This window comes from Sphaerochaeta pleomorpha str. Grapes, assembly GCF_000236685.1.
GTDB classification, from domain to species: domain Bacteria; phylum Spirochaetota; class Spirochaetia; order Sphaerochaetales; family Sphaerochaetaceae; genus Sphaerochaeta; species Sphaerochaeta pleomorpha.
In genome coordinates this window covers 2,348,619-2,372,938 of record NC_016633.1, presented here as the reverse complement: position 1 = coordinate 2,372,938, position 24,320 = coordinate 2,348,619, and the positions used below count along the sequence as shown (strand labels likewise).

Sequence of the window (24,320 nt, the reverse complement as noted above, 5' to 3'; positions counted from 1 at the left end):
ATTTCTCAATACATACAAAAAAAGTATACCATACCAGGTATAGGGTCATTACAAGGGGGGAGCGTGTAACACCCCCCCCGAAGAATTTTACTTTGAAAACCAACTATTTGATAGAGAAATACTTTTCAGGGACAACGATATCTGCATTGCCCATGAAACCCTTGCCCATCATATAGGTATCCTGATAAATCAATACATGGTTCTTTGCACGAACACCAGTGTTGACATCGGAATAGAAAGAACCATTCCACTTTGCACCAGGAGTGAACTTTCCATAGGCCTTCATCAGGTCAGAAAGCTTCAACAGTTGGCTCTCGCCTTTGAGAACGTTGATGGCATGCTGGCCCAAGCCGGCAGTAGTGGTATAACCATAGGAGAATGCCCAAGTTCCGAAGCGGCCTGCGCCACCCTTTGCTACGATTGAAGATTCAACTTTCTTGAGAATGGCAGGGAAATCCCCGGCTTCTGCAGAAAGGTCAATACCGAGAGCCCCAGGATATCCCATCAAAGGACTGGGAAGGTCGGCTTCGATGAAATAACCGCCGTAAGCAAGCAGTTGCTTCAGCAACGGCTCAGTATGTGCATCATTTGTACAGAAGAAAGCAGCCTTCTTGCCATAAGCTTCAATCCAAGCTGGTACTTTCTCGAGGATATACTGCTGTGCGCCGGCAACACCGACGTCACTGGTCGGATCAGGAGCTGTTTCCATTACGAACTTCATACCGAGTTCTTCGCAGGTAGCTCTCATGATCGCTACACGACGACTCATGGTCTCATAGCTGAGGTGTCTGGGGAAAGAAATGTGTACAAATGTATCACAACCGAGCTCATGGGCAGTACGAATGATAAGGTAACCACGGGCTACGAAATCATTATTTACAGCCAAGTCTGCAGCACTCTGGATTACACCTGGGTCCTCATGGGCTTCACCGGCGATACAGAGAACATCGGAACGTTTCTCCTTTATGCGGCGGAAACCTTCAGTGGTACCTGGGACAGCCTGGTTTACTATGACAGCCTTCATCAAAGGATCGTCGGCAAGACCAGCGATAACGCTGATGGTTGTCTCGGCTTCATCCATGAAGTTATCCGGATAGGTTACATGCTGGATCATTCCACCATCGGCTACTGAACCATATTCTTTGATCAGGCGTTCAGCACCACGGAGGTCATCTTCAGACTGGGATACCGTACCGGTAACGATCCCAATGTGAAATGCGGTAGCAGCAGCAGTTGGTTTTGCTGCGGGAGCAGCTTCCTGACTTCCGGCTGCGAAAGCAAATCCGCAAACCATAGCAAGACAGAGCATCATAACAACAGTCTTTTTCATACGTTCACCTCTCTCCTTAAAGATAGTAACTATTATGATACGTAAAAGATGTTCACCTTGCAAGAAAAGAATGAATTTATATGCACTTTCATAACAAAATATTGGATATAAAAACAAAAATAAGGATTTGTTGTGAAAAAAAACAACAAATCCTTTATACAAATAGTATAATTATGTCAAAAAAACAATTATTGCTGTATTGTCACAGCTTGCTGCCTACGAATTTCATAGAGCAAAATCCCAGTTGCCACAGATACATTCAGAGAATCGATATGCCCACTGGTTGGAATCGATACGAGCATATCACACAGCTGCTGGGTCAGTCGGCTAAGCCCTTTTCCCTCGTTTCCCATTACCAGCACGGTTTTCTTCGGGAAGACCGTCTTGTGGGAAGCTTTGCCTTCCATATCAGCCCCATATACCCAAAACCCGTTGGCTTTCAGATATTCCAATTCCCTGTTGACGTTCGTCACTATCGATACGGGTACATATTGTGCTGCCCCTGAGGAGACTTTTACTACAGTCTCATTGACCTGCACACTCCGTCTCTCGGGAATAATCACCAAAGATACCGAAAACTGATCGCAAGACCTGAGGATTGCCCCAAGGTTCTGGGGATCTGTGATCTCATCGAGTACCAAAACAACCGCAGAGTCATCTTCACCGAGGCCCTGGCAATACTCTTTTACAGAAATAGCCTTTGCCTTTGAAGACATGGCCCTTGAACCACCCAAATCCAGTAAAGCCCCTCTATGGTCGCAATCCGGTGCCAAACGGTCCATTTCTACACTTGCTATTTTCTTGATTGCTACCTTTCCGGTAAGCATGGCCTGTCTTTCCAAGGCCGAGGTATGGCCACCCATGCCACGACACAGATAAAGCGTCGAGCCTGCGGGGGCCTGTTTCAGGCTTTCTTCAATCGCGTGAAAGCCAAAGATCTTCTCACCCATTCTATTCTCCTAACTGCTGATTCTCGTAGCTTACTTCATTACAACAAAAAAGGCTACCACAGAATCCTGAAGTAGCCTACTTGTCAATCTTCGAATGGAACCGGAGTGGGAGCGATATCTTCACCTAACGCTTCCGACAAATCCTGCATTATCTTCTTGGCTTTCAACCCCAGGCGTTTCGGGACCTGAACCAACAGTTTTATATACATATCACCCCGGTCTGTGGAATTCAATTTTGTGACACCACGTCCCCGGACTCTCAGCATTTTGCCACTCTGAACCCCAGAGGGAACAGAGACTTTAATATTCTGCCCGTCGATTGTCGGAACCTCAATATCAGTACCAAGCGAAGCCTGGGTAATCGATATGGGAATCTGACAGAACAGGTCATAATCCTGCCTAACAAAGTATTTGTGGGGTTTTACGCTGACATAGACATACAAATCACCTTTGGCACCGCCATTGGCCCCTGCATCCCCCATACCACGCAAAACAACCCGGCTTCCATTATCAACGCCAGCAGGGATGGTCACTTTGACCTTCTGCTGCTTTCGTTTCAAACCGGTTCCATGGCAATCGGTACAAGGATTCTCAATGACCCTACCCGTACCATTACAGGTCGGACAGGTGCTGGCAACCGAGAAGAAACCACTGTTCCTTCTTACCTGCCCAACTCCATTACAGGTCGGACAAACCTTTGTACCCGAACCACCTTTTGCCCCTGACCCCTGACAGGCATCACAGGAAACCTGGTGGGAATAAGCTATTTCAACCTTGGTACCGAAAACGGCATCCTTGAAATCAATGTCTATATCATATCGCAGGGAAGACCCTACATCGGGGCCGCCTTGCCCCCTGGACTGGGAACGTGAAGAACCTCCACCGAAGAAGGAACTGAAAATATCTTCAAACCCACCACCACCGAAACCACCGCCAAAAATATCACTGAAATCGCGGTAGACATTCGAATAATCATGCCCAGCCCCATTCGCCCCATCGATCCCGGCAAATCCAAACTGGTCGTAGGTCTGTCGTTTCTTCTCGTCACTGAGAACCTCATAGGCTTCAGTAGCTTCCTTGAAACGATCCTCTGCTTCCTTGTTTCCCGGATTTCGGTCCGGATGGTTCGCAATGGCAAGTTTCCGGTATGCTTTCTTTATTTCGTCCAGTGTCGAGGTCTTTGCAATGCCAAGCACTTCATAATAATCACGTTTCGCCACGGTGCGACTTCCTTCGAACTAAATGTACTCTAGAAACATCATGCCGGCCTAAAGCCGACATGATGTAAAGCCTTTTTCCTATACTAACCTGTTTACGAAACGTTAGTCTACGACTTCGTAATCAGCATCCTCGACACCGTCTTTGCCAGTGTGTTTCTTGGGCTGCTCTTCTTTAGGTTCGGAAGGTTGCTCAGGAGCGGCTCCCTCGGTCGCCTGGGAAGCAGAAGCATTCTTGTAGACTTCCTCGGCAAGCTTGTAAGCAGCCTGCTGCAAGGTTTCACTCTTTGCCTTGATCTCTTCGGCTGTAGCACTCTGGTTGGCGAGGACAGTCCTCAGTTCTGCAAGTGCGGAATCAATCTTTGCTTTTTCGTCTGCTCCAATCTTATCACCATAATCCTTGAGAGACTTCTCGGTGGAATATGCGAGACTATCGGCTTCGTTACGGGCATCAATCCTTGCGCGTTCCTTCTTGTCTTCCTCTGCATGGGCTTCAGCATCCCGGACCATTTTTTCAATTTCCGAGTCGCTGAGACCTGAAGAAGCCTCAATCCGGATTTTCTGTTCCTTGCCTGTACCAAGATCCTTAGCAGATACATGGACGATACCGTTTGCGTCGATATCGAAGGTAACTTCAATCTGAGGAACCCCACGAGGTGCCGAAGGAATACCGATCAAATCGAATTTCCCCAAGGTCCTGTTCTGGGAGGCCATTTCACGTTCGCCCTGCAGGACATGGATGCTAACAGCGGTCTGTCCATCGGCAGCGGTTGAGAAAATCTGGCTCTTGCGGGTAGGAATGGTAGTATTGCGCTCAATCAACCGGGTATTGACACCACCGAGGGTTTCGATACCGAGAGAAAGCGGGGTAACATCAAGCAAGAGGACATCCTTTACGGCTCCCCCGAGAATACCACCCTGGATGGCAGCACCCATGGCAACTACTTCATCAGGGTTAACACCCTTGTGAGGTTCTTTCTTGAAAAGTTCTCGGACAATAGTCTGAACAGCAGGAATACGGGTGGAACCACCAACGAGCACTACCTCGTTGATATCCGCAGCGGTAAGTCCGGCATCCCTGAGAGCATTCTGTACAGGAATCTTGGTCCTTTCGATCAAGTCGGCAACCAACTGCTCAAAGTGCGAGCGGGTAAGGGTCATCTGCAAATGTTTCGGGCCGGAAGCATCAGCTGTGATAAACGGAAGGTTGATGTCGGTGCTGGTTGAGTTGGAAAGCTCAATCTTTGCCTTCTCAGCTGCTTCCCTCAGTCTCTGCAATGCCATCTTGTCACTGGTAAGGTCAATGCCGTTGGCTTTCTTGAATTCGGAAGCCATCCAGTTAATTATTCTCAGATCAAAGTCATCACCACCAAGGTGGGTATCGCCGTTGGTAGATTTTACCTCGAAAACCCCGTCGCCCAGCTCAAGGATGGAAATATCAAAGGTACCACCACCAAGGTCATAGACGGCGATTTTCTCTTCCTTGCTGGAATCTTTGCCAAACCCATAGGCCAATGCAGCCGCAGTAGGTTCATTGACAATACGCTTTACATCAAGGCCAGCGATTTTACCGGCATCTTTTGTAGCCTGGCGCTGTGCATCATTGAAATATGCGGGAACGGTAACAACAGCCTCGGTAACGGGTTCACCAAGATAATCCTCAGCTGTCTTTTTCATTTTCTGGAGAATAGCTGCAGATATTTCCTGGGGAGAATGAGCTTCACCCCTGATATCAACCTTGATTTCGCCTGATGGACCTGCATATACCTTATAGGGGATCCTACCCAATTCAGAAGGAACCTCACTGTATTTTCTTCCCATGAAACGCTTGATCGAATAAACTGTATTCTCGGCGTTTGTTACAATCTGGTTCTTTGCAGGCTGACCGACCAAACGATCGCCTTTGGCTGTATAACCAACTACAGAAGGAGTCGTGCGCTGTCCTTCGCTGTTTGCGATAACCATTGGGTCATTACCTTCCATTACTGCTACGCAACTGTTAGTCGTACCCAGGTCAATACCAATTATTCTACCCATTTTATATATCTCCTCTCCAAAACATCCATCAAATTAATAAAAGGATTTAAACCTTTGCTCTTAAAGTAATCATACAAAATCAAATCGTCAAACGGTTGGCTTCCCAACTTTTACTTTTGACGGCCTGAGAATACGCCCATGCAATTTATAACCCGTAGAAAAATCTTCGAGGACTGTCTCAACCGAAAGGGAGGGATCCTCGACAACCATGCAGGCCTCGTGTTCCTCCGGGTCAAACTCTTTTCCTACTGCCTCGATTTTCTCAAGGCCCCAGTTTCTTTCAAGAAGGCCATACAGCTGGGAGCTTACCATAAGTACCCCATCATGTACTTTTGCAAAATCCTTGGTTGACTCGGCAGCATCAAGGGCGCGATTGAAATCATCCAAAGGTTGCAAAAGGTCTTTGATAAGGTTTGAGTTCGCATATTTTACTGCTTCATCCTTATCCCTAGCCAAACGTTTCCGGAAATTTTCAATCTCAGCCCGGTCACGTAGCATCTGGTCCTTCAAGGAAGACAACTCAGCTTCTGCACTTTCAAGCTTCGCCTGCAATGCAGCGATTTGAAAATCATTTTTCTCGGCATCAGAAATGGTTTTTGCTTCTTCGGTTTTTGCCTCTTCGGCTTTAACCTCACTGTGTTTTACCTTTTTACCCATTTCTTCCTCTTTCTCTTCTTTCGTGTCCATTCAATTCCCCAATTTTGCATTGCTTTAGCCCGTAGACGAAGCACATGCATATTTGTAAGACCGAAAACAGGAAACCCTGCAATCGAGCCAATACTGTTAACCTAAATAAAATAATGAGTAGCCCACCCCAGGGCATGCCGATAACATACATACACAAGATTGGAAGCGTCAAGTATTTTTCTCTTCTTCGTCATCGAGATTGATGACTTCTTCTTCTCCCTGGGGAATAAATTCAATCCAAGGCAGAGAACCATCTTCAGTAGAGCTTTCTGCAAGGTCTTCGATTTCAGTCAACTCTTCAGTTTCTAATGCAGGATTGGCCGTCTCATCTCTTGCATCTACCCTTGCTTCGTTTTCCACCATACTGTCCTGCACGTTTTTAATTGCACCCAGGACCTGGCTAGACTCCCCTTCAGGGAGAATGAGGGACTCTGCTTTCTCAATGCGATTGCCAAGCTCATCAAGAAACTGGCTGATGATTTCCATCATCGATCGGAAAGCAAGGTCAGTTCGGCCGACAGAATTTTCGAATAACCGGTCCATCCGAAGAGAACATTCTTTTGCAAATGTTTCAAGGGAGACCTCGGCACGACCTTTTGCCTCTTCATCTATACTTGCAAGCCTTCCAAGGTATGCCTCAAAAGCCTGATCTAACTGTTTTTTAACCTGTTCGAGATTTTCCTGACGTTCATGGAGTTCTTCTGAAGCTTTTTCGAGCTCTTTTTTTACCTGCTCTTTGAAGGAACCAAGGGATTGTTCCCCCTCATCGGCAAGTTGCCTGCATTTTTCAGTAAACAGGGAAACCTTTTCCAAGGAAGCTTCCTCATTGGCTTTCAAGACCTCTGCATGAGACGCAATCCTAATTTGGTTTTTACGTTCGGTTTCCCGCACTTCCTCTGCATATGTCTGCATTTTTTCCAAGGAAGCTTCCTGCAATCTGAAAAGATCTTCCCTAAAATGGGACATTGCTTCATTTGTCTCGGTAAGCGTTCCTGCAAACCCTGTCTTGAAGTCCGCTATGCGTCCATCGAAAGAATCCAGCGTGTCCCGCACTTTTTCAACACGGTCGATTTCTTTCTTTACCTGGCCGATACGAATTTCTGCCTGTTCAGTAGTGTTCCCAAGTTGTTTCAAAACATCCCTGTAATTATTCAGCACTTCCTGGAGTTTTGCCAAATCCTGACTACGTGACTGCAAATCCAGGATCTGTTCTTCAAGATTTAAAACGACTTGATTGGCTTGCTGTACTTTACGGTTGATTTTCTCTTCAGCCTGCTGGGAGGTTTCCTTGAATTGGGATTGTACTGTTTCGACTTCCCTGGAATACTGTTGCAGCTTCTTTTTCATCAGATCCAGACGGCGGTTTCTCTTATCTTCTGCACGAAGTGAAAAAATAAGTATCAGCGTAAGGGCAAAAAGTATAACCGGCAACAGCAATTCCATAACAGACCTCCCTCTGAATCAAAGCACTAGGGAAGAAAATTCCTCCCAGGAGCGGACAACCAAATCAGCCTCGGGAAAAGGACCTTTGGAAGAAGAGAGCAAACACGCATGCATTCCTACTTGTTTAGCTCCCAAAATATCCTTGTCATAGCTATCCCCTACATAGAGGATTTCCTCTGGTTTCAAGTCTATGTGGGAAAGAAGAAACTTGAAGGCTCTCTTGCTAGGTTTGAGGTATCCGCTATCTTCAGAGCTTATCGCTACTTCAACCAAGTCATCTATGCCCAGGGTCTGCAGTTTCTTTGCAATCGGGAAATCACTAAACACCCCGATAAAAATGCCTTGGGACTTTGCGAGAGACAAGGCATCACGTAATTTCGAAAAAGGCTTGATGGAAAGAAAGGATTTTTCCCATTTCGCATAAAACTGGGAATTCACCCTATGCTTCATGGTCTCAAGGTTTTCAGGGGTTATCGGCTTACCCATCATTTCAAGGACAAGCCCTGACTGGCGAATAAGCAACCCCTCCCTGCTGGGAGGGTCTGTTGCGACAAGATCCTGGCGAATTCGATATTCTTTCCTCACTGAACTGAACAGCAAACCAAGGCGAACCGAAGGGAACACCGTCTTGGCCATTCGCCAGTTGAGCATCCTTTTCGGATAAAGTGTTCCATCGATATCAAGCCAAATTGCCTTGATTCCCTGATCAAGGAGAAATCCCATGTTACCCTCGCTTCTTTGAGGTAGTATTACGAGCCTGTTTTGCAGAACGTATTACAGATTTCCCCATTGCAGCCTTATTCCCGGGCTTATTGGACTTTGGTTTTGCAGTAGCCTTACCCCCCGTAGCTTTCCGGGAAACAGTATCTCTCGACGAAGCCCCTGCAGGTTTCAACACCTTTGCCGGCCTATCATTGAGTGATGCATTCCTTCTCCGCTCCCTGAGGTCGATTTCCAGAGGAATTGAAGTGAATCCCAAATCACGGCGAATACAGTTCTTCAGGTATTGGATATACACCTGGGGAAAATTCTTGTCATGGTTTACAAAAAACAGAAATTTGACTGGCATGGCGCTGATCTGGGTACCATAGTAGACTTTAAAGTGACCAACCGCTCCTCGTGGGGGTTGATACGCTTCTCCCCATCCCTTGAGGGCTTCATTCAAAGTGGACGTATCGATACGCTTGTTCAGCTGTTTCCATACGGCCCAGACAGTATCGAGCAATTTGCCGATATCCTGCCCGTTCTTTGCACTGATGGAACACATGGGCGCAAACGAGAGGATAGGGAACAAAAACCTGACTCGGTCCTTGATCGCCTCCAGCTGATTCCCGATTCCTTGGAGCAAGTCAATCTTGTTCAATACAAGTACGACACCTTTTCCCCTGCGTACAATCAGTTGGGCAATCTTCTTGTCCTGGTCTGACAAACCTTCAATACTGTCAATCATGAGCAAAACGACATCAGCATCCTCAATGGTCTTGATTGCACGGTTTACCGAATAGTACTCTACATCTTCATCGACTTTGCTTTTGCGTCTGATACCCGCTGTATCCAAAACAGTGAAGTCAGTGCCCTTGTAAGCGAATCCTCCACGGACAACATCACGTGTCGTCCCGGCAATATCACTCACGATGGAAATATCATCCCCTACCAAGAGATTTGCAAGGGTACTTTTTCCTGTATTCGGTTTTCCAAGGATAGCCAACTTAATGGAAGGGTTCTCCTCAGGTGCGTCGAGAAGGCTTTCCAACTCAAGCATGCCCAAGAGAGTTTCCTCAAGGTCTTCGATCCCGTGCCCATGGGCTGCAGAAATGCCTACGATCCTCTGGAAACCATAACTATAGTATTCCCAGATTAAATCACTCCTGTTTACATCATCGATTTTATTGACAACGAGAACCACCTTGTCTGCGTAGACTCTAAGGCGTTCCATGATTTCCCGGTCTTCTGCTGTAACTTCGGTGCAATCCATCATAAAGAGGATTACGTCGCTCTTTTCAAGCAGACTGTAACTTTTTTCTGATACCAGGTCGTCGAGACCTTCTCGCTCGATTTTGATTCCACCCGAGTCGACCAAGGTCACAGGATGGTTTCCCAGTAGCCAGCGCTCTGGGATCGGATCGCGGGTTACCCCTGGCGTGGGATCGGTAATAGCCCTTCTCTTCCTGATAAGGCGATTGAAAAGGGTCGATTTGCCCACATTGGGCCTTCCGATGATTACGATGACGGGAAGCTTGGTGGCAACTGCGCCAACCAGTTCATTGTCCGTCTCAGATGGTGGTGAAATGATCGAATCGGTCATGCATCCACTCCCTTATGTATGTAGTAATTGTTAGATATGAATCCATTTGCATCACTGCTTCGGCAAGTTGTTTAGCCTCTTGATAGGAGACTTCACGGAGAATCTTGCGCACTTGGAGAATGCTTTGGGGGCCCATACTGAATTCATCCAACCCTAGTCCGGCCAACAGCACGGAATAGAGAGGATCGGCAGCCATTTCACCGCACAGACTCACAGGAATATTTTCCTGGTGGGCCTTTTCGATGATCATCCTGATAGAGCGGAGCACTCCTGGATGCATTGGCTGGTAAAGATACGCAATCTTCTCGTTTCCCCTGTCGACGGCTATCGTATATTGGATAAGGTCGTTCGTTCCGATCGAGAAGAAGTCAACTTTTTTTGCAAGGATATCGGCGCACATCGCCGCAGAGGGAACCTCTATCATTGTCCCGACTTTGATATCGGGATCAAAGGGAATATGTTCTGCACGGCATTCCTCTTTCACATGTTCGAACAAATGCAATACGGCGTCCAGTTCCTCGACCCCGCTTATCATTGGGAACATGATCTGCAATTTTCCATACACACTCGAGCGGAGCAAAGCCCGGAGCTGAATGGTGAAGATATCCTTTCTGGAAAGGCAAAAACGTACAGCCCTCCACCCAAGGATAGGGTTTTTTTCATCAATTCCCATACCTTTAACTATCTTGTCGCCACCTACGTCGATGGTACGGATTGTTACTGGTTTGGGAGCCATGGACTCAACTACCTTTCGGTAGGCATTGAACTGGTGTTCCTCCGAAGCGCTGTCATTGGTATCCATAAACAGAAATTCGGAACGGAACAGCCCAATTCCGCCGGCACCATAGCGTTTTGCCGCATCCACTTCCCCATCGGTCTGGATGTTCGCTTGCAAAGAAAGCTTATGCCCATCTTTCATAACTGTAGGGAGATCTACCATTTTCAGCAACTCCGCTTCGTGGTGTTGCCACAGAACATATCTTCTACCAAGATTCTGGGCAGCAGTCAACTCGGGGCGAACATAGAATTCTCCATATACCCCATCCACGATTACCTCATCGCCATCTTTCACTTTTGCAGCAGCATTCCCGAGGGCAAGGACGGCAGGTATTTGGAAAGCCCTTACAAGGATTGCCACATGGCTTGCCCTTCCGCCTCCATCCAAGGCTATCCCCTTGACATGGGTTTTATCCATGGCAAAGAGTTCTGAAGGCATAAGCGTATCAGCGACAAGGATTACATCCTCTTTCAAGGCGGAGATATCCTGGCTGGATTCTCCACTGAGGGCTTCAACCAAATGGAGCCCTACATCTTTGAAATCAATTACCCGTTCCCTGAGTACAGCATTGTCAGAGGCTTCCAATAAGGCAATCATAGAGTTTGTTACGGTATCGACTGCCCACTGGGCACAGAATAATTTCTTTACAATATAGTCTTCTATCTGTGAAATATACTCGGGATCAGAAAGCATCATCAAATGGGTTTCCAAAATTTCCCCAGGCAATGAGGACACATCCGGAACATAATGCTTTTCCAGATTTTTCCTAGCCTTGTTAACGGCAACCCTGAAGGATTCCAGCTCGCTTTCGACAGCCTCTGGTAAAATGTGATGCTTTTCTGCAACCATCTTAGAATGGACATGCAGCAAAGCTTTCCCTTTGGCAAGTCCTTCCGAGGCAGCAATTCCTTTGAATATCCTCATATGTAATGTACTATACGGACTTTATCCTCCCATGTAAAGCTGGAAACAATACCCTATTCAGACTAGAATGAACCCCATGGACAGGGAAAAAGACCAAGGGGAAAACAATGAAGCCCCACAAGCCAAAAAAAAGAAAATGTTGGTTGCCTGGATTGCTTGGGTTCTTTTCAGCATTGCGATGTTCGCCCTAACCGGGCCATCGATTATCGAGGCGGTCAAAGATAGCGGAATCTTGGAATTAATGGCCGAGGAATCTGAAATACAGAAAGATTCAGGCAAAAGAACGGTAGATGCATGTTTTGTTTCATACGATGGATCATTTGTCCTATACTCCCAGAAACAAAAACCCCTGGGAGGGTCGGTATACCATGATTGTATAGAAAGCCTGCTCTCCGGACCTGACTATACGGCGCTTTCGCAGGGTGCTGTAACGTTCATTGCACCAAAAACATCTTTAATCGGCCTTACCTTCTCAAATGGGGTCCTGTATATCGATCTCTCCAAGGAGTTCCTCAAAAGCCCGGATCTTGAAAAAGCATATCGGCAGATCAAGCTCACCGCTACTGATTTCAGCAGGGTAAAGGATGTCATCATATTGGTTGAAGGAAGTGAACTGCCTAGGAAAGAAGACTATCCAACCTAGCTGAGTAAGCGAGAATATCCATCCCTTGACTGGGCTTCAACAGGGCAAGGAATTCCGTATTTCCCTTATGTCCTGTAATTGGGCTTTTCAAGAGACCATGGATCCCAACCTGCTCATCAGAGAGGAACCGATAGACAGTAATCATTACTTCCTTGAGCAAAGCCTTGTCCTCGACAACACCTGAAAAGCCTTTTTGACCTTTGGGAAGCTCAAACTGGGGTTTGATAAGCGATATAAGCCATTTTGACGTACATAGCTGCAGAATATGGCTTGCAGCCCCGCCGATCGAACGAAAAGACAAATCACAGACCGCTGCATCACATGCTGGTTCCAGGTTTTCCAGGAACATGATATTTTGTTTTTCATGGACCAAAACCCGTTTGTCGGTTCTCAGTCTCCAGTCAAGCTGGTTATACCCCACATCTACACTGTGAACAAGGCGGGCGTTCCTCTGCAGGAGGCAATCGGTAAAGCCTCCGGTAGATGATCCGGCATCAAGCATAACCAAACCGTCGACGGAAATCTGGAAAGCATCCAAGGCATGCTCGAGCTTAAATCCACCCCTTGAGACATACTTGTCAAAGGTGAAAGCTAATTCGCTTTCAACAGCAAGTAATTGTTTTGGATCAGTTGCAAGCGTTCCATTTGCATATACATTCCGACAAGCAATGAAAGCTGTTAATTGATCTTTCGTATATTGGCGGTATTGTCTGCCTAAAAGCTGCAACAGGGGAAGTTTCTTTGTCTTCATTACAGTGCAAAAGTACGGGTAAACCGCTCGACTGAGACAGCATTGCCGGTATCCACCTCAATCGTGACAAAGACGCCCTGCAAAACAGGAGGATGGTCGGCAATCTCGCTTCTCAGCGGCATCTGGGAAATCTGCTTGGCAATGGACCCGACAGGATCAGATCCTATGACACTCTCACTTGGGCCACAAAGGCCGAGATCTGTTATATAGGCAGTCTTGAGGGGAAGGATTTTCTCATCTGCAGTCTGCACGTGGGTATGGGTACCTACAAAGGCTGATACCTTACCATCAAGATAGAGACCAAGCGCTTCTTTTTCCTCTGTATTTTCTGCGTGAAAATCAACAAGGATCATAGGTGTCTGCTTCCGCAATTTCTGGACTTGATCCAGACCAACCCTGAAGGGGCAATCGATCGAAACCAACTGCTGTCTTCCCTGTAGATTGAGGACTCCGACTTTGTACCCCTTGCAATCGACTATTGTCGATCCGTGTCCGGGAGCCTGGGGAGGATAGTTCGCAGGCCTGAGCAATCGTTGCTCGCTGTCAAGATACGGCAACAGGTCATCCTGTTGCCATATATGGTTGCCACTGGTAATGACATGTACGCCCAAAGCAAAAAACTGATCCATGAGACGGGAAGAAAGGCCAAACCCATTGGCTGCGTTTTCTCCATTGACTACGACCAAATCAGCACGAAAGTCTTTGACTAACGACCCGAGACCCATAAAGAGCGCTCTGCAGCCGGGCTGTCCGCAGACATCACCCAACAACAGAACGGCCAGTGTTTTTGAATCAGACACTGCAAAACCTACCTAGCGTATTCTACTACCCGCATCTCACGGATAATGGTCACCTTGATTCTTCCTGGATATCGCAATTCTGCTTCAATGCGGCTTGCGATTCCCTTCGCTATCTCTTTGGCACCATCATCAGAAACGGTATCATTGTTAACAAGAATCCTTAATTCACGTCCAGCTTGGATAGCATAGGCTTTGTCTACACCGACAAAGCTTTCGGCAATCTGCTCGAGTGACTCAAGACGCTTGATATAATTATCCAAAGTCTCACGTCTGGCGCCAGGGCGGGCAGCACTGATGGCGTCAGCAATCTGGACGATAACAGCTTCCAAAGTCGTTGGTTCGACATCGCTATGGTGGGCCAGAATTGCATTAACAACTCGAGGATCCTCACCGAGGCGTTTTGCCATATCTGCACCCAGTTCTGCATGGTTTGCATCACTTTCGGTTTCGATACCTTTGCCGATATCATGCAAAAGTCCTGAGCGCATAGCTAATTCAGCATTTGCTCCAACTTCACTTGCAATCATACCAGACAAAATCGCCACTTCTTTGGAGTGGTTAAGAACATTCTGCCCATAACTTGTTCGGAAATAAAGACGACCCAAGGCACGAATAGTCTCCTGTCCCATGTTATGGACCCCGAGATCGAAAACAACTTTTTCGCCTTCATCGGCGATAATCCTTCCGATTTCCTTCGTGACTTTATTGACGACCTCTTCAATCCGTGCAGGATGGATCCGGCCGTCTTGGACCAGTCTTTCAAGCGAGACCCTTGCAATTTCTTTTCGTACAGGATCGAAACAGGAAATGACAACAGCTTCAGGAGTATCGTCAATAATGACATCGACACCTGTCAGCGTCTCCAACGTGCGGATATTTCTTCCCTCACGTCCAATAATCCGACCTTTCATCTCATCACTCGGAAGACTGACCGAACTGATAGTAACATCACTGGTAACTTCAGTTGCAAGCCGCTGAATGGAAGTCACAACGATATCGCGTGCCTTCTTGTCAGCAGTAAGCTGTGCTTCTTGCTCAATTTTATTGATCAAGAGCTGGCCATCACGTTTCGCATCATTTTGCATAGCCTCAATGATATTGGTCTTGGCCTCTTCCGAAGTCATGCCTGCGATACGTTCCAATTCAGTTATCAGGCTTCCCTCTTTAGAGGAAATTTCCTGTTCCTTCTTTAAAAGACTTGCGTCTCTATCTCCTAGTTGCTTTCTGATAACATCTAATTCAGTTTGCTTATGTTCCAGATTCTCTTCTTTCTGAAGAAGTCTCCTCTCGGAACGCTGCAATTCAATCCGTCTTTCCCTAGCCTCTCGTTCTTGCTGTTGTTGCTCTTTCAACAACTGATCCCGAGTCTCAAGCAAAAGCTCCTTGCTCTTTGCTTCCGCTTCCTTTATTGCTTCCTTGTTCAGTCTGACAGCTCTCTGTTCGACCGAGGTAAGCTTAAATTTCGCATACAGCCAACGGCATAACCAACCTAAGACGATACCAAATAAACAACTAAGGAGGATAATTAGTATAACATTCATATACTACCCCCTATTGTAATGTTTCAATCATACGAACCGGATAGTTACTTGTCAAGGCTAACTTATACTCAAAGTTTGGCTGTGGGTATTGTTTTATAAACAATCTGTCAAACTATTTTCTCTGAAATCCAGTCCAACAGCCTCTTGAAATAAAAAAAACCGCCGTTAGAACAACAGCGGCTTCACCCTTACGGGTCAGTCAGTCTTCGAAGATGCTATAAAGGGGCTTATTTGACCTCTTCTGCACTCTTCTCTTCTGCTTTGGCTTTGGCTTTTTCAGCCTTGGCTTTTGCAGGTTTTGCAGCGGAGGTATCAGCTACTTTCTTATCAGCTTTCTTCTCTGCCTTTTTTTCAGCATTCTTATCAACCTTGACGGTTTTCTCAACCAGTTCAAGGATGACCATCTCAGCTGCGTCACCGAGACGATTGCCGGTCTTCAGGATGCGGGTATAACCGCCCTTCCGCTCAACAAACAAAGGAGCGATCTCTGTGAAAAGCTTCGCCAGAATGCCTTCATCAAAAAGATCCTTGCCAACAGTACGACGATTATGTACGTTATCAACCTTGGCACGGGTGATCATTTTTTCAGCCATTCTACGAACTTCAAGAGCCTTTGCCTTGGTGGTCTCAATCCTCTCGTATCTGAACAGGGAGGTCACCATGTTGCGCTTTAAAGCTGTCCGCTGGGCGGAATTCCTACTTAGCGCATTGAATCCAATCCTATGCTTCATTCTCTTCTTCCTTGTTCCCTGGTACTTTAACTGCAGTTTTCAAAACACTGTAGTCCGTCATCCCGAGGCTGAGATTCCATTCTTTGAGTTTGTCTTTAATCTCAGAGAGGCTCTTCTTACCGAAGTTCCTCGTCTTTGCAATCTCTTCCTCAGTCTTCTTGGTCAAGTCACCAATCGTTCTGATGTTGGCGTTCTTGAGACAATTGCTAGACCTTACAGTCAATTCAAGTTCCTCAACGGAAGTACCGAGAATCTTACGAACCCGTTCTTCCTCTTCGTCAACCTCGTCATTGTTACTAATTAATGTCTCGTCAAAGTTAATGAAAATCTGGAAGTATTCCTTCGCGATCTTCGCTGCTTCGGCCAAGGCATTCTGCGGAGCAATCGTACCATCGGTGTAAATCTCCAATGTCAACTTGTCGTAATCACTACGATAGCCAACACGGGTAGGTTCAATCGAATACTTTACGCGGGTAACCGGTGAAAAAGTGGCGTCGATAGGAATAGTACCAATCTCTTCCACATATTTCTCGTTGATTTCAGACGGGACATAGCCCCTACCAAGGTCAATCTGGACTTCCATCTCAATGTTGGCATCATCCATCATTGTAAAGAGGACCAAATCCTTGTTGGTGATTTCAACCTGGTCACGCTCGAAGTTTGCACCGGTAATTACGCCGGGACCCTTACACTCTATCAGGAGATTTGTTCCTTCTGAGTCCTCGGGCATCCTGATCTGAAGTTTCTTCAGAGCAGCAATAATATCCGCAATGTCCTCACGGACACCGGGTAGCTGCTCGAATTCACTTGAAATCAAGTGCGGTACACCATCTTCATTGAAGCTAGTGAACTTCACGGCAGTGACGGCATACCCCTGGATAGATGAGAGAAGAACCCTCCTAAGCGTGTTGCCAATTGTGGTTCCAAAGCCTCTCTCAAACGGATAGGCAATAAATTTTCCAAAATTAGATTCAATAGCGCTGTGTTCGAAGGTTATCCCCTTGGGCTTCTTGAAGCCCTTCAGAAGGTTTTTGCGTGCCATGGTTACTCCTTATCTGGAATACAACTCGACGATCAACTGCTCGTTAATCTTTTCGAGCTCGGTGACTTCACTTCTTCTAGGAACAGCAACAAAGGTACCCTTCATTGCATCTGCATCCAATGTCAGCCACTGGCAAACACCAGACTTGGAGTATTCCTTCAAGTTTTCTTTAATTGAAATCATTTTCTGTCCACGTGGGCCAACGGAGACAACGTCACCGGGCTTGAGGCGGTAGGAAGGAATGGTAACGCGCTTGCCGTTAACCTGGATATGTCCATGGTTAATCAACTGAGCGGATTCACTCCTGCTGCTTGCAAAGTGCAAACGATAGACAACGTTGTCAAGTCTGCATTCAAGCAACATGATCAAATTTTCACCAGTCTTTCCGGGAACCCTTGCTGCTTCATCGAAAGTCAGTTTGAACTGCTTCTCAAGCATGCAATAGGTTCTTTTCAGCTTCTGCTTCTCACGAAGCTGAAGACCGTAGTCGGTCGGCTTCTTGGAACGTGCCCTAGGGTCTTTTCCAGGGAGGCCGGCTGATTTGAGATCATTCATCGGACATTTGCCGGAATGGCATCTTTCACCCTTAAGGAACAATTTGGTCCTCTCGGCTCTGCAGTATCTGCATTTCGGTCCTGTATATCTTGCCATAAATTTCTAGCTCCTAATCAGACTCGTCTGCTCTTACGAGGTCTGCATCCATTGTGCGGGATGGGGGTAACGTCGCGGATAGACCGGACTTTCAACCCAAGCACGCCCAAGGTACGAATTGCACTCTCACGTCCAACACCAGGACCCTTCACGAAAACATTTACTTCCTGAAGGCCAGAGTCCATAGCTGCTTTAACTGCTTTCTCTGCGGTGGTCTGTGCTGCATAAGGAGTGGACTTTTTGGCACCACGAAACCCGAGTCCGCCTGCGCTGGCCCAGGAAACAGCATTACCGTTAAGATCGGTAACGGTGACAATGGTATTGTTGAAGGTAGCCTGAATATAGACATTCCCTTCATATACCGTCTTCTTCACTTTGCGCTTTGTATTAGCCATTTATTACCTGCTCCTTATTTCTTCTTAGACGCAACGGTCTTCTTCTTACCCTTGCGAGTACGGGCATTGGTTTTAGTCCTCTGACCGCGTACTGGAAGACCCTTACGATGACGAAGGCCGCGGTAGCAACCAATGTCCATAAGGCGCTTAATATTCAGGGCGACTTCTGTGCGAAGACGTCCCTCGACTTTGTACTCTTCCTCGATGACTTTACGAAGTGACGCTAGGTCGTCGTTGGAAAGGGTGTTGATACTTGTATCGGGATTGATCTTTGTCTTTTCACAAATATCAACGGCCGAAACCCTGCCGATTCCGTAAATATACGTTAAGGCTATCTTTACTGCCTTGTTCGGCAAATCTACACCTGCAATTCTCGCCATTCATGGCCTCCTGAATTTCTCTTATAGAGTAGGAAGGCTTCCGCCGAACCCTGTTATCTCTGTCTCTGCTTGTGCTTGGGATTCTCACAGATGATTCGGACAACCCCAGCCCGTCTGACTACTTTGCACTTGTCACAAATCGGTTTGACACTTGCTCTTACTTTCATGTTCTAGCTCCTAAAGCCTAAATGTGTTTCGACTTTTTGCTACCCACATTGAACCCATCGTAGTGGTGCATTTTCATAACCCCTTCAATCTGCCTCATGGTATCAAGGTCTACGCCGACGAGAATAATCAACGACGTTCCACCGAACAACATAGCAACAGAAGAAGGAAAGCTAAATAATTTCTGTACCAGTGTGGGAATCAAGGCAATGAAAGCCAAAAATATTGATCCAGGGAGAACAACACGGTTAAGGACCTTTGAAAGGTACTCTTCCAGTTTTTCGGAACGTACGCCTGGTACGGATCCACCGTTCTCACGAATCTGCTTGGCCATCTCGACCGGATTCATAGTCACCTGTGTATAGAAAAAAGCAAACGCTATAATCAACAGGGCGTAGATGATCAGATAGGGGGCACCCTGAGGACTAAGCCAATTGGAGAATGTGGCAAGCCACTTCACCTCTGGTCCCAAAGTAGTCGCAATCTGTAATGGGAAGGAAAGCAATGCGGATGCAAAGATTACCGGAATTACGTTTGACGGGTTCAGCTTTATTGGAATGTAAGTACTCTGGGCACCATACATTTTTCGGCCTACAACGCGTTTTGCGTAGTTTACGGGAATCTTGCGAACACCTTGCTCCTCATACACGACGAGAGCGACGACCACAATGAACATAATAAAGACTACTACAACGACAATGGGATTCAAAGTGCCCGCGGAGACACTCTTGAACAAAGTCACCATCGCTGCAGGAATTCTTGCAACAATACCGGCGAAAATCAGAAGGCTGATACCGTTACCGATACCAAACTGTGTGATCTTGTTACCGAGCCATACAAGGAGCATGGCACCGGCTGTAACGGTGAGCATTGCAATTAACGTAAAGGGTACGATCCCCATGGTCAGTACGCCAGGAATTGACTTGGCATAAATTGTGACCACATAAGACTGAATCAGACAAACGACAATCGTACCATATCTGGTGTACTGCTGAATCTTCTTCTGTCCAGACGGATCTTCTGCCAGTTTCTTCAATGTAGGTACAACAAGCATCAGCAACTGGAGAATAATCTGGGTACTGATGTATGGCATTACGCCAAGCATGAAGAGAGAGAAGTTCGCAAATGCACCACCAGAGAAAAAATTCAAATATTCGGTAAGACCTACATTGGAACTAGTGCTCTGTGAAAGAAAATACAGTTTTAGAACTTCGGGATCGACACCGGGAATAGGAATCACTGCCCCCAACCTGCTGACAATCAGCAGGCCTAGGGTTATGAAAATCTTCTTGCGAAGATCCTTCATTCTATACATCTCAACTAAGGAGTTTGCCATAAAGCCCTTCTTTGTTATCTGATTTCGCCACCCGCAGCAGTAATCTTTTCGATTGCGCTTGCGGAAACCTTTAGCCCATCAATGATTACCTTCTTTGAAAGTTCGCCATTGCTCAAGATTTTGACCTGAACATTGAACCCTTTCACCAACCCAGCGTCCTTCAGGACATCAAGGGTAATCACGTCACCGTCTTCAAAGTTGGCGGAAAGAACATCGAGGGATACAATCTGGTATTCCTGCGTGAACTTTGCATTAGAAAAGCCTCTGCGCGCAACACGGCGATACAAAGGCATCTGTCCACCTTCAAAGCCAAGACGGACACCACCACCAGAACGCTGATTCTGTCCATCATGGCCCCTACCGCAAGTACGGCCCTTTGAGGAAGCGCCGCGACCTACGATAGTCTTTTTTGTATTCGCACCATAGGGTGCATGAATCTGTCCCATCTTACATCTCCTCGACTTTCACAAGGTGTGCTACTACACGAACCATCCCAAGCGTTGAGGGATTGTATTCATGAACAACCGAGCTATCAATCTTGCCAAGCCCAAGCGCCTTCACAGTTTTACGCTGTGCAGGAAGGGTCCCGGCAACACTACGGACCAAGGTAATTTTGATCTTCTTTGCATCAGCCATCGGATTAACCCCACATCTCGCTCAGGGATTTACCCCTGTTCTTTGCCATACTCTTTGCATCAAAAAGATGCTCGAGTGCATCAAAAGCGGCCTTAACGGTGTTGATCGAATTCTTGGAACCGAGGGACTTGCTCAGGATGTCATTGATACCGCAGGCATCACAAATCGCACGGACAGCACCACCGGCGATTACGCCAGTACCTGGTACTGCAGGACGAAGAAGGACGCTTGCGCTCTTGTAATTTCCAATGATTTCGTGAGGAATGGAGGTCTTCTTCACAGGAACTACGATCATATTTGTCTTGGCACGGTCAACAGCCTTCCGAATTGCTTCGGTGACATCATTGGCTTTACCAAAACCATATCCGACCTTGCCTTTCTGATCGCCTACAACAACCAAAGCTGAGAAGGAAAATCTCCGACCACCCTTGACTACCTTGGCAACGCGATTCAGCTTGATCAGCTTTTCGACGTATCCATCGTTTTTGTCTTTATCCCTTTCTCTAGATCTTTCCACAGTTTCCCCCTAGAACCTAACGCCGGCTTTGCGGGCGCCATCTGCGATGCTCTTGACAATTCCGTGGAAGAGATAGCCATTACGGTCGAATACACAAGTGTCGATATTCTTCTCAAGCATTCTCTTTCCAAGGATTTCACCAAGCTTTGCTGCATCTTCAACAGTATTCTTCAAGCCCTTCAAATCAGCTTCAAGGCTGCTTGCAGCAACCAGGGTTGCACCTGCAACATCATCGATGACTTGAATATACATGTGGGAGTTGCTGCGGAAAACAGTCATTCTCGGTCTGCTAGCAGTACCGGAGATACTCTTTCGAATATGGTGCTTACGACGTGCAAGCTTTCTTCTCTTATCGATTACTCTGTTCATCTCTTTTCCCTACCATCATTTCTTTGCAGCAGCGGACTTGCCGGCCTTACGACGGATGATCTCATCCTCGTACCTAATTCCCTTACCCTTATACGGTTCAGGACCGCGGAGGGAGCGGATTTCAGCACAAGTCTGGCCCACAAGCTGCTTGTCGATGCCACTGATGGTAACCTTATTCGGGTTCTCACAAGTAGCTGTAATCCCCTTAGGAAGAACAAACTCGACCAATACGGAATACCCAAGGTTCAAGGTCAGCAAGTTCCCTTTGAGCTCGGCACGATAGCCAACACCGTTGATCAGAAGGGAGCGGGAATAACCTTTGGAAACCCCGACAACCATGTTGCTGATCAACTGGCGATACAACCCATGAAAACTATTGCTTGCCTTGGATTCGTCTCTGTTTGTAACCTGAATTACATCGCCCTTGATGTCAATAATGACTTCAGGACGGTATGCGCAATTAAGTTTGCCCTTAGGGCCTTCAACATTGACAATACCATCGGCAACGGAAACCTTAACCCCAGAGGGTACTGCGATTGGCAATTTTCCAATTCTGGACATTCTTTACCACCTTACCAAATCGTGCAGATCAGTTCGCCACCGACCTTATTCTCTGTAGCCTTCTTACCGGTAATTACACCAGTAGAAGTGGAGACTACCACGACACCATGACCATTATAAACGCGAGGCATATCCCGGTAGCCGGTATATACGCGGCGTCCTGGAGTGGAAACGCGTTGAATCCCATGGAGTACTGGACTCTGCTTCTCATCATACTTCAAGAAAACGCGGATAAAGGAAATCCCATCTTTTGTTACTTTCTTGAAGTTCTTGACGTACCCTTCATTTTTGAGAATCTTCACAATCTGAAGTTTCATCTTTGAAGTGGAAATATCTACTTTTTCATGCTTAGCCATACTAGCATTTCTAATTTTGGTCAGCATATCAGCAACTGGATCACTTACAGCCATTTTTCTCTCCTACCAACTGGATTTGGTAACACCAGGAATCTGGCCTTCACTTGCCAACTTGCGGAAGCAGATCCTGCACATGTCGAACTGGCGCATATAGCCACGGGGTCTGCCACATATTCTGCAGCGGTTGACTTTTCTGGTACTGAACTTGGGCTCCCGATTGGCCTTAACGATCAACGATTTTTTTGCCATTTGTCTCCACCCTTATTTGCTGAAAGGCATGCCAAGCTTCTGTAACAGGGCATAGCCTTCCTCATCGGTCTTCGCAGTCGTCACAATGGCGACGTTCAGCCCGCTGACACGCTCAATCTTATCGAAGTCAATTTCAGGGAAAATAATCTGCTCGGTAATACCAAGAGAATAGTTTCCATGGCCATCAAACGCATTAGCTTTAACACCTTTGAAGTCTTTGACACGGGGAAGAGCAATACTAATCAATCTTTCCAGAAAGAACCACATGTTATCGCCACGCAGAGTTACCATTGCACCGATTTCCTGCCCTTCACGAACTTTAAAGTTTGCGATGGACTTCCGGGCTTTGGTCTTCAACACATGCTGGCCAGTAATTTGTTCAAGTTCTTTGACGGCAGCATCGAGAAGCTTCTTGTTTGAGATAGCCTCACCGACACCTACACTGACGACAATCTTTTCCAGGGTAGGAACCTGCATTTTTGAGGAGTAGCCACGTTCAGTAAAGAGTGCCGGAGCTACAGTCTCAAGATACTTAGTCTTGAAGTTTGGTATGAACTTTTCCATTAGATCACTTCCCCGGTTTTCTTAGCGAAACGGACTTTTTTTCCGCTCTCATCAAACTTGTAACCGATCCTGGTCGCGTCGCCATTGCTGGTCATAAACGCAACATTGGATACATGGATCGGAGCCTCAATTTCCATGATGCCGCCTTTGTCTTGCGGATTCTTCTTCTTCATGGTCTTTTTGACCATGTTGGCACCCTGGACGACGACCCTTTCTTTCTCTAGGTCTACCTTTACGATCCTGCCAGTCTTACCTTTGTCTTTTCCAGCAAGAATCTTTACGGTGTCGTTCTTCTTAAGCTTCATGTGCACACTCCTACAACACTTCCGGCGCTAGCGAAACGATCTTCATGTAGCCATCTCTGAGTTCTCGGGCTACTGGTCCGAAGATACGCTTACCGCGCGGGTTATTGTTGGCATCAATAATAACGCATGCGTTATCATCGAACCTGATATAGGTACCGTCAGGTCTGCGGTATTCCTTCTTTGTACGAACAATGACGGCCTTCATGACATCGCCTTTCTTAATGGCGCCATTAGGCAGTGCGTTCTTTACAGCTACCACGATAATATCACCAACACTGGCAACATAACGATGGCTTCCACCGAGAACCTTAATGCACTGGACCTTTTTGGCTCCACTGTTGTCCGCTACATTCAAATAACTTTGCATCTGTACCATAACGTCTCTCCTGGTTTACCGAGCACGCTCGACAATCTGAACGAGACGCCAGCACTTGTCTTTGCTGATGTGGCGGCATTCAACAACACGAACAGTGTCACCGATATTGGCCTCGTTTTTCTCATCATGCGCCTTCACCTTTTTGGTGGAAGTCACATACTTCTTGTACAGGGGGTGCAGCCTTCTTGAGGAGATGGCGACAACAATGGTCTTTTCCATCTTATCACTGACCACCTGTCCAGTAAAACTCTTTTTATTCGTTTCCATCTAATCGCGCTCCC

Annotated in this window: 31 protein-coding genes; 1 reads left to right on the top strand and 30 read right to left on the bottom strand. The window is 46.7% G+C overall.

Annotation, left to right across the window (positions count from 1 at the left end; translation table 11 throughout):
- Positions 1–103 precede the first annotated feature (103 nt).
- From SPIGRAPES_RS10825 to ptsP, 9 genes are all read right to left on the bottom strand, one after another.
- A complete protein-coding gene (locus SPIGRAPES_RS10825) occupies positions 104–1,330 on the bottom strand; it encodes a DUF3798 domain-containing protein (protein ID WP_014270790.1) in 1,227 nt (408 codons plus the stop codon).
- Positions 1,331–1,518: 188 nt separating this feature from the next.
- Positions 1,519–2,280 carry a 23S rRNA (guanosine(2251)-2'-O)-methyltransferase RlmB gene (gene rlmB, locus SPIGRAPES_RS10820; protein WP_014270789.1) on the bottom strand — a complete coding sequence of 254 codons (762 nt, stop codon included), beginning with the start codon at positions 2,278–2,280 and terminating at the stop codon, positions 1,519–1,521.
- 83 nt (positions 2,281–2,363) lie between these two features.
- Positions 2,364–3,500 (bottom strand): molecular chaperone DnaJ, encoded by a 1,137-nt coding sequence (gene dnaJ, locus SPIGRAPES_RS10815; RefSeq protein WP_014270788.1) that lies wholly within the window; start codon positions 3,498–3,500, stop codon positions 2,364–2,366.
- A 102-nt stretch (positions 3,501–3,602) separates the two neighbouring features.
- Positions 3,603–5,534 (bottom strand): molecular chaperone DnaK, encoded by a 1,932-nt coding sequence (dnaK, locus tag SPIGRAPES_RS10810; protein ID WP_014270787.1) that lies wholly within the window; start codon positions 5,532–5,534, stop codon positions 3,603–3,605.
- A gap of 87 nt (positions 5,535–5,621) precedes the next feature.
- Positions 5,622–6,221: a nucleotide exchange factor GrpE gene (grpE, locus tag SPIGRAPES_RS10805; protein WP_014270786.1), complete on the bottom strand. Its 600-nt coding sequence runs from the start codon at positions 6,219–6,221 to the stop codon at positions 5,622–5,624.
- 168 nt (positions 6,222–6,389) lie between these two features.
- Positions 6,390–7,664 carry a SpiroCoCo family coiled-coil protein gene (locus SPIGRAPES_RS10800; protein ID WP_014270785.1) on the bottom strand — a complete coding sequence of 425 codons (1,275 nt, stop codon included), beginning with the start codon at positions 7,662–7,664 and terminating at the stop codon, positions 6,390–6,392.
- 18 nt (positions 7,665–7,682) lie between these two features.
- Positions 7,683–8,387 (bottom strand): HAD family hydrolase, encoded by a 705-nt coding sequence (locus SPIGRAPES_RS10795; protein ID WP_014270784.1) that lies wholly within the window; start codon positions 8,385–8,387, stop codon positions 7,683–7,685.
- Position 8,388: 1 nt separating this feature from the next.
- Positions 8,389–9,969 carry a ribosome biogenesis GTPase Der gene (gene der, locus SPIGRAPES_RS10790; RefSeq protein ID WP_014270783.1) on the bottom strand — a complete coding sequence of 527 codons (1,581 nt, stop codon included), beginning with the start codon at positions 9,967–9,969 and terminating at the stop codon, positions 8,389–8,391.
- Positions 9,938–11,671 (bottom strand): phosphoenolpyruvate--protein phosphotransferase, encoded by a 1,734-nt coding sequence (ptsP, locus tag SPIGRAPES_RS10785; RefSeq protein ID WP_014270782.1) that lies wholly within the window; start codon positions 11,669–11,671, stop codon positions 9,938–9,940. The genes der and ptsP overlap by 32 nt, the downstream gene beginning before the upstream one ends.
- 76 nt (positions 11,672–11,747) lie before the next feature.
- Between ptsP and SPIGRAPES_RS10780 the strand changes: the two genes are divergently transcribed.
- Positions 11,748–12,314, top strand: coding sequence for a GerMN domain-containing protein (locus tag SPIGRAPES_RS10780; protein ID WP_014270781.1), 567 nt, complete (start codon positions 11,748–11,750; stop codon positions 12,312–12,314).
- On the opposite strand, the gene SPIGRAPES_RS10775 is transcribed toward SPIGRAPES_RS10780, so the two are convergent.
- The 21 genes from SPIGRAPES_RS10775 to rpsQ all read right to left on the bottom strand — a co-directional run bounded on the left by SPIGRAPES_RS10775 (position 12,289) and on the right by rpsQ (position 24,306).
- Positions 12,289–13,065: a TlyA family RNA methyltransferase gene (locus tag SPIGRAPES_RS10775; RefSeq protein WP_014270780.1), complete on the bottom strand. Its 777-nt coding sequence runs from the start codon at positions 13,063–13,065 to the stop codon at positions 12,289–12,291. The genes SPIGRAPES_RS10780 and SPIGRAPES_RS10775 overlap by 26 nt on opposite strands.
- Complete coding sequence (locus tag SPIGRAPES_RS10770) at positions 13,065–13,865, bottom strand: TIGR00282 family metallophosphoesterase (protein ID WP_014270779.1); 801 nt, start codon at positions 13,863–13,865, stop codon at positions 13,065–13,067. Before SPIGRAPES_RS10770 ends, SPIGRAPES_RS10775 begins: the two co-directional genes overlap by 1 nt.
- Positions 13,866–13,873: 8 nt before the next feature.
- On the bottom strand, positions 13,874–15,406 hold the full coding sequence (rny, locus tag SPIGRAPES_RS10765; protein WP_014270778.1) for a ribonuclease Y: 1,533 nt from the start codon (positions 15,404–15,406) through the stop codon (positions 13,874–13,876).
- Positions 15,407–15,633: 227 nt separating this feature from the next.
- Positions 15,634–16,137 carry a 50S ribosomal protein L17 gene (rplQ, locus tag SPIGRAPES_RS10760; protein WP_014270777.1) on the bottom strand — a complete coding sequence of 168 codons (504 nt, stop codon included), beginning with the start codon at positions 16,135–16,137 and terminating at the stop codon, positions 15,634–15,636.
- Positions 16,127–17,179, bottom strand: coding sequence for a DNA-directed RNA polymerase subunit alpha (locus tag SPIGRAPES_RS10755; RefSeq protein ID WP_014270776.1), 1,053 nt, complete (start codon positions 17,177–17,179; stop codon positions 16,127–16,129). The genes rplQ and SPIGRAPES_RS10755 overlap by 11 nt, the downstream gene beginning before the upstream one ends.
- A gap of 9 nt (positions 17,180–17,188) precedes the next feature.
- Complete coding sequence (rpsD, locus tag SPIGRAPES_RS10750; RefSeq protein WP_014270775.1) at positions 17,189–17,830, bottom strand: 30S ribosomal protein S4; 642 nt, start codon at positions 17,828–17,830, stop codon at positions 17,189–17,191.
- 17 nt (positions 17,831–17,847) lie between these two features.
- Positions 17,848–18,225, bottom strand: a complete 378-nt coding sequence (gene rpsK / locus SPIGRAPES_RS10745; protein WP_014270774.1) for a 30S ribosomal protein S11 — start codon at positions 18,223–18,225, stop codon at positions 17,848–17,850.
- A 14-nt stretch (positions 18,226–18,239) separates the two neighbouring features.
- Positions 18,240–18,605 carry a 30S ribosomal protein S13 gene (gene rpsM, locus SPIGRAPES_RS10740; protein WP_014270773.1) on the bottom strand — a complete coding sequence of 122 codons (366 nt, stop codon included), beginning with the start codon at positions 18,603–18,605 and terminating at the stop codon, positions 18,240–18,242.
- Positions 18,606–18,658: 53 nt separating this feature from the next.
- Complete coding sequence (gene rpmJ / locus SPIGRAPES_RS16860; protein WP_014270772.1) at positions 18,659–18,772, bottom strand: 50S ribosomal protein L36; 114 nt, start codon at positions 18,770–18,772, stop codon at positions 18,659–18,661.
- Positions 18,773–18,789: 17 nt separating this feature from the next.
- Positions 18,790–20,106, bottom strand: coding sequence for a preprotein translocase subunit SecY (gene secY, locus SPIGRAPES_RS10735; RefSeq protein WP_014270771.1), 1,317 nt, complete (start codon positions 20,104–20,106; stop codon positions 18,790–18,792).
- A 14-nt stretch (positions 20,107–20,120) separates the two neighbouring features.
- On the bottom strand, positions 20,121–20,552 hold the full coding sequence (gene rplO / locus SPIGRAPES_RS10730; protein ID WP_014270770.1) for a 50S ribosomal protein L15: 432 nt from the start codon (positions 20,550–20,552) through the stop codon (positions 20,121–20,123).
- A 1-nt stretch (position 20,553) separates the two neighbouring features.
- On the bottom strand, positions 20,554–20,742 hold the full coding sequence (rpmD, locus tag SPIGRAPES_RS10725) for a 50S ribosomal protein L30 (RefSeq protein ID WP_014270769.1): 189 nt from the start codon (positions 20,740–20,742) through the stop codon (positions 20,554–20,556).
- 4 nt (positions 20,743–20,746) lie between these two features.
- A complete protein-coding gene (gene rpsE, locus SPIGRAPES_RS10720; RefSeq protein ID WP_014270768.1) occupies positions 20,747–21,259 on the bottom strand; it encodes a 30S ribosomal protein S5 in 513 nt (170 codons plus the stop codon).
- 9 nt (positions 21,260–21,268) lie between these two features.
- A complete protein-coding gene (gene rplR / locus SPIGRAPES_RS10715; RefSeq protein ID WP_014270767.1) occupies positions 21,269–21,628 on the bottom strand; it encodes a 50S ribosomal protein L18 in 360 nt (119 codons plus the stop codon).
- Positions 21,629–21,643: 15 nt separating this feature from the next.
- A complete protein-coding gene (gene rplF, locus SPIGRAPES_RS10710; RefSeq protein ID WP_014270766.1) occupies positions 21,644–22,189 on the bottom strand; it encodes a 50S ribosomal protein L6 in 546 nt (181 codons plus the stop codon).
- An 11-nt stretch (positions 22,190–22,200) separates the two neighbouring features.
- A complete protein-coding gene (gene rpsH / locus SPIGRAPES_RS10705) occupies positions 22,201–22,599 on the bottom strand; it encodes a 30S ribosomal protein S8 (RefSeq protein WP_014270765.1) in 399 nt (132 codons plus the stop codon).
- Between the two features lie 9 nt (positions 22,600–22,608).
- The gene (locus tag SPIGRAPES_RS10700) at positions 22,609–22,794 is read right to left on the bottom strand and encodes a type Z 30S ribosomal protein S14 (protein ID WP_014270764.1); all 186 of its coding nucleotides are present in this window, start codon (positions 22,792–22,794) and stop codon (positions 22,609–22,611) included.
- Positions 22,795–22,806: 12 nt separating this feature from the next.
- Positions 22,807–23,358 (bottom strand): 50S ribosomal protein L5, encoded by a 552-nt coding sequence (gene rplE, locus SPIGRAPES_RS10695; protein WP_014270763.1) that lies wholly within the window; start codon positions 23,356–23,358, stop codon positions 22,807–22,809.
- Positions 23,358–23,663 (bottom strand): 50S ribosomal protein L24, encoded by a 306-nt coding sequence (rplX, locus tag SPIGRAPES_RS10690; RefSeq protein WP_014270762.1) that lies wholly within the window; start codon positions 23,661–23,663, stop codon positions 23,358–23,360. The genes rplE and rplX overlap by 1 nt, the downstream gene beginning before the upstream one ends.
- A gap of 10 nt (positions 23,664–23,673) precedes the next feature.
- A complete protein-coding gene (gene rplN / locus SPIGRAPES_RS10685; protein ID WP_014270761.1) occupies positions 23,674–24,039 on the bottom strand; it encodes a 50S ribosomal protein L14 in 366 nt (121 codons plus the stop codon).
- A gap of 15 nt (positions 24,040–24,054) precedes the next feature.
- Positions 24,055–24,306 (bottom strand): 30S ribosomal protein S17, encoded by a 252-nt coding sequence (rpsQ, locus tag SPIGRAPES_RS10680; RefSeq protein ID WP_014270760.1) that lies wholly within the window; start codon positions 24,304–24,306, stop codon positions 24,055–24,057.
- Positions 24,307–24,320 lie beyond the last annotated feature (14 nt).

Coding starts and splice junctions, on each gene's coding strand:
- SPIGRAPES_RS10825 (WP_014270790.1), bottom strand. CDS start 1,330: ATGAAAAAGACTGTTGTTATGATGCTCTGTCTTGCTATGGTTTGCGGA.
- SPIGRAPES_RS10755 (WP_014270776.1), bottom strand. CDS start 17,179: ATGGCACGCAAAAACCTTCTGAAGGGCTTCAAGAAGCCCAAGGGGATA.
- rlmB (WP_014270789.1), bottom strand. CDS start 2,280: ATGGGTGAGAAGATCTTTGGCTTTCACGCGATTGAAGAAAGCCTGAAA.
- rplN (WP_014270761.1), bottom strand. CDS start 24,039: ATGGTACAGATGCAAAGTTATTTGAATGTAGCGGACAACAGTGGAGCC.
- SPIGRAPES_RS10700 (WP_014270764.1), bottom strand. CDS start 22,794: ATGGCAAAAAAATCGTTGATCGTTAAGGCCAATCGGGAGCCCAAGTTC.
- dnaK (WP_014270787.1), bottom strand. CDS start 5,534: ATGGGTAGAATAATTGGTATTGACCTGGGTACGACTAACAGTTGCGTA.
- rplR (WP_014270767.1), bottom strand. CDS start 21,628: ATGAACAGAGTAATCGATAAGAGAAGAAAGCTTGCACGTCGTAAGCAC.
- rplX (WP_014270762.1), bottom strand. CDS start 23,663: ATGAAGCTTAAGAAGAACGACACCGTAAAGATTCTTGCTGGAAAAGAC.
- SPIGRAPES_RS10775 (WP_014270780.1), bottom strand. CDS start 13,065: ATGAAGACAAAGAAACTTCCCCTGTTGCAGCTTTTAGGCAGACAATAC.
- ptsP (WP_014270782.1), bottom strand. CDS start 11,671: ATGAGGATATTCAAAGGAATTGCTGCCTCGGAAGGACTTGCCAAAGGG.
- rpmJ (WP_014270772.1), bottom strand. CDS start 18,772: ATGAAAGTAAGAGCAAGTGTCAAACCGATTTGTGACAAGTGCAAAGTA.
- rny (WP_014270778.1), bottom strand. CDS start 15,406: ATGAATGTTATACTAATTATCCTCCTTAGTTGTTTATTTGGTATCGTC.
- grpE (WP_014270786.1), bottom strand. CDS start 6,221: ATGGACACGAAAGAAGAGAAAGAGGAAGAAATGGGTAAAAAGGTAAAA.
- rplE (WP_014270763.1), bottom strand. CDS start 23,358: ATGGAAAAGTTCATACCAAACTTCAAGACTAAGTATCTTGAGACTGTA.
- rpsH (WP_014270765.1), bottom strand. CDS start 22,599: ATGGCTGTAAGTGATCCAGTTGCTGATATGCTGACCAAAATTAGAAAT.
- rplO (WP_014270770.1), bottom strand. CDS start 20,552: ATGGGACAGATTCATGCACCCTATGGTGCGAATACAAAAAAGACTATC.
- rpsM (WP_014270773.1), bottom strand. CDS start 18,605: ATGGCGAGAATTGCAGGTGTAGATTTGCCGAACAAGGCAGTAAAGATA.
- rplF (WP_014270766.1), bottom strand. CDS start 22,189: ATGTCCAGAATTGGAAAATTGCCAATCGCAGTACCCTCTGGGGTTAAG.
- rpsD (WP_014270775.1), bottom strand. CDS start 17,830: ATGGCAAGATATACAGGACCGAAATGCAGATACTGCAGAGCCGAGAGG.
- der (WP_014270783.1), bottom strand. CDS start 9,969: ATGACCGATTCGATCATTTCACCACCATCTGAGACGGACAATGAACTG.
- rpmD (WP_014270769.1), bottom strand. CDS start 20,742: ATGGCTGATGCAAAGAAGATCAAAATTACCTTGGTCCGTAGTGTTGCC.
- rplQ (WP_014270777.1), bottom strand. CDS start 16,137: ATGAAGCATAGGATTGGATTCAATGCGCTAAGTAGGAATTCCGCCCAG.
- rpsK (WP_014270774.1), bottom strand. CDS start 18,225: ATGGCTAATACAAAGCGCAAAGTGAAGAAGACGGTATATGAAGGGAAT.
- SPIGRAPES_RS10800 (WP_014270785.1), bottom strand. CDS start 7,664: ATGGAATTGCTGTTGCCGGTTATACTTTTTGCCCTTACGCTGATACTT.
- SPIGRAPES_RS10780 (WP_014270781.1), top strand. CDS start 11,748: ATGGACAGGGAAAAAGACCAAGGGGAAAACAATGAAGCCCCACAAGCC.
- SPIGRAPES_RS10795 (WP_014270784.1), bottom strand. CDS start 8,387: ATGGGATTTCTCCTTGATCAGGGAATCAAGGCAATTTGGCTTGATATC.
- secY (WP_014270771.1), bottom strand. CDS start 20,106: ATGGCAAACTCCTTAGTTGAGATGTATAGAATGAAGGATCTTCGCAAG.
- rpsQ (WP_014270760.1), bottom strand. CDS start 24,306: ATGGAAACGAATAAAAAGAGTTTTACTGGACAGGTGGTCAGTGATAAG.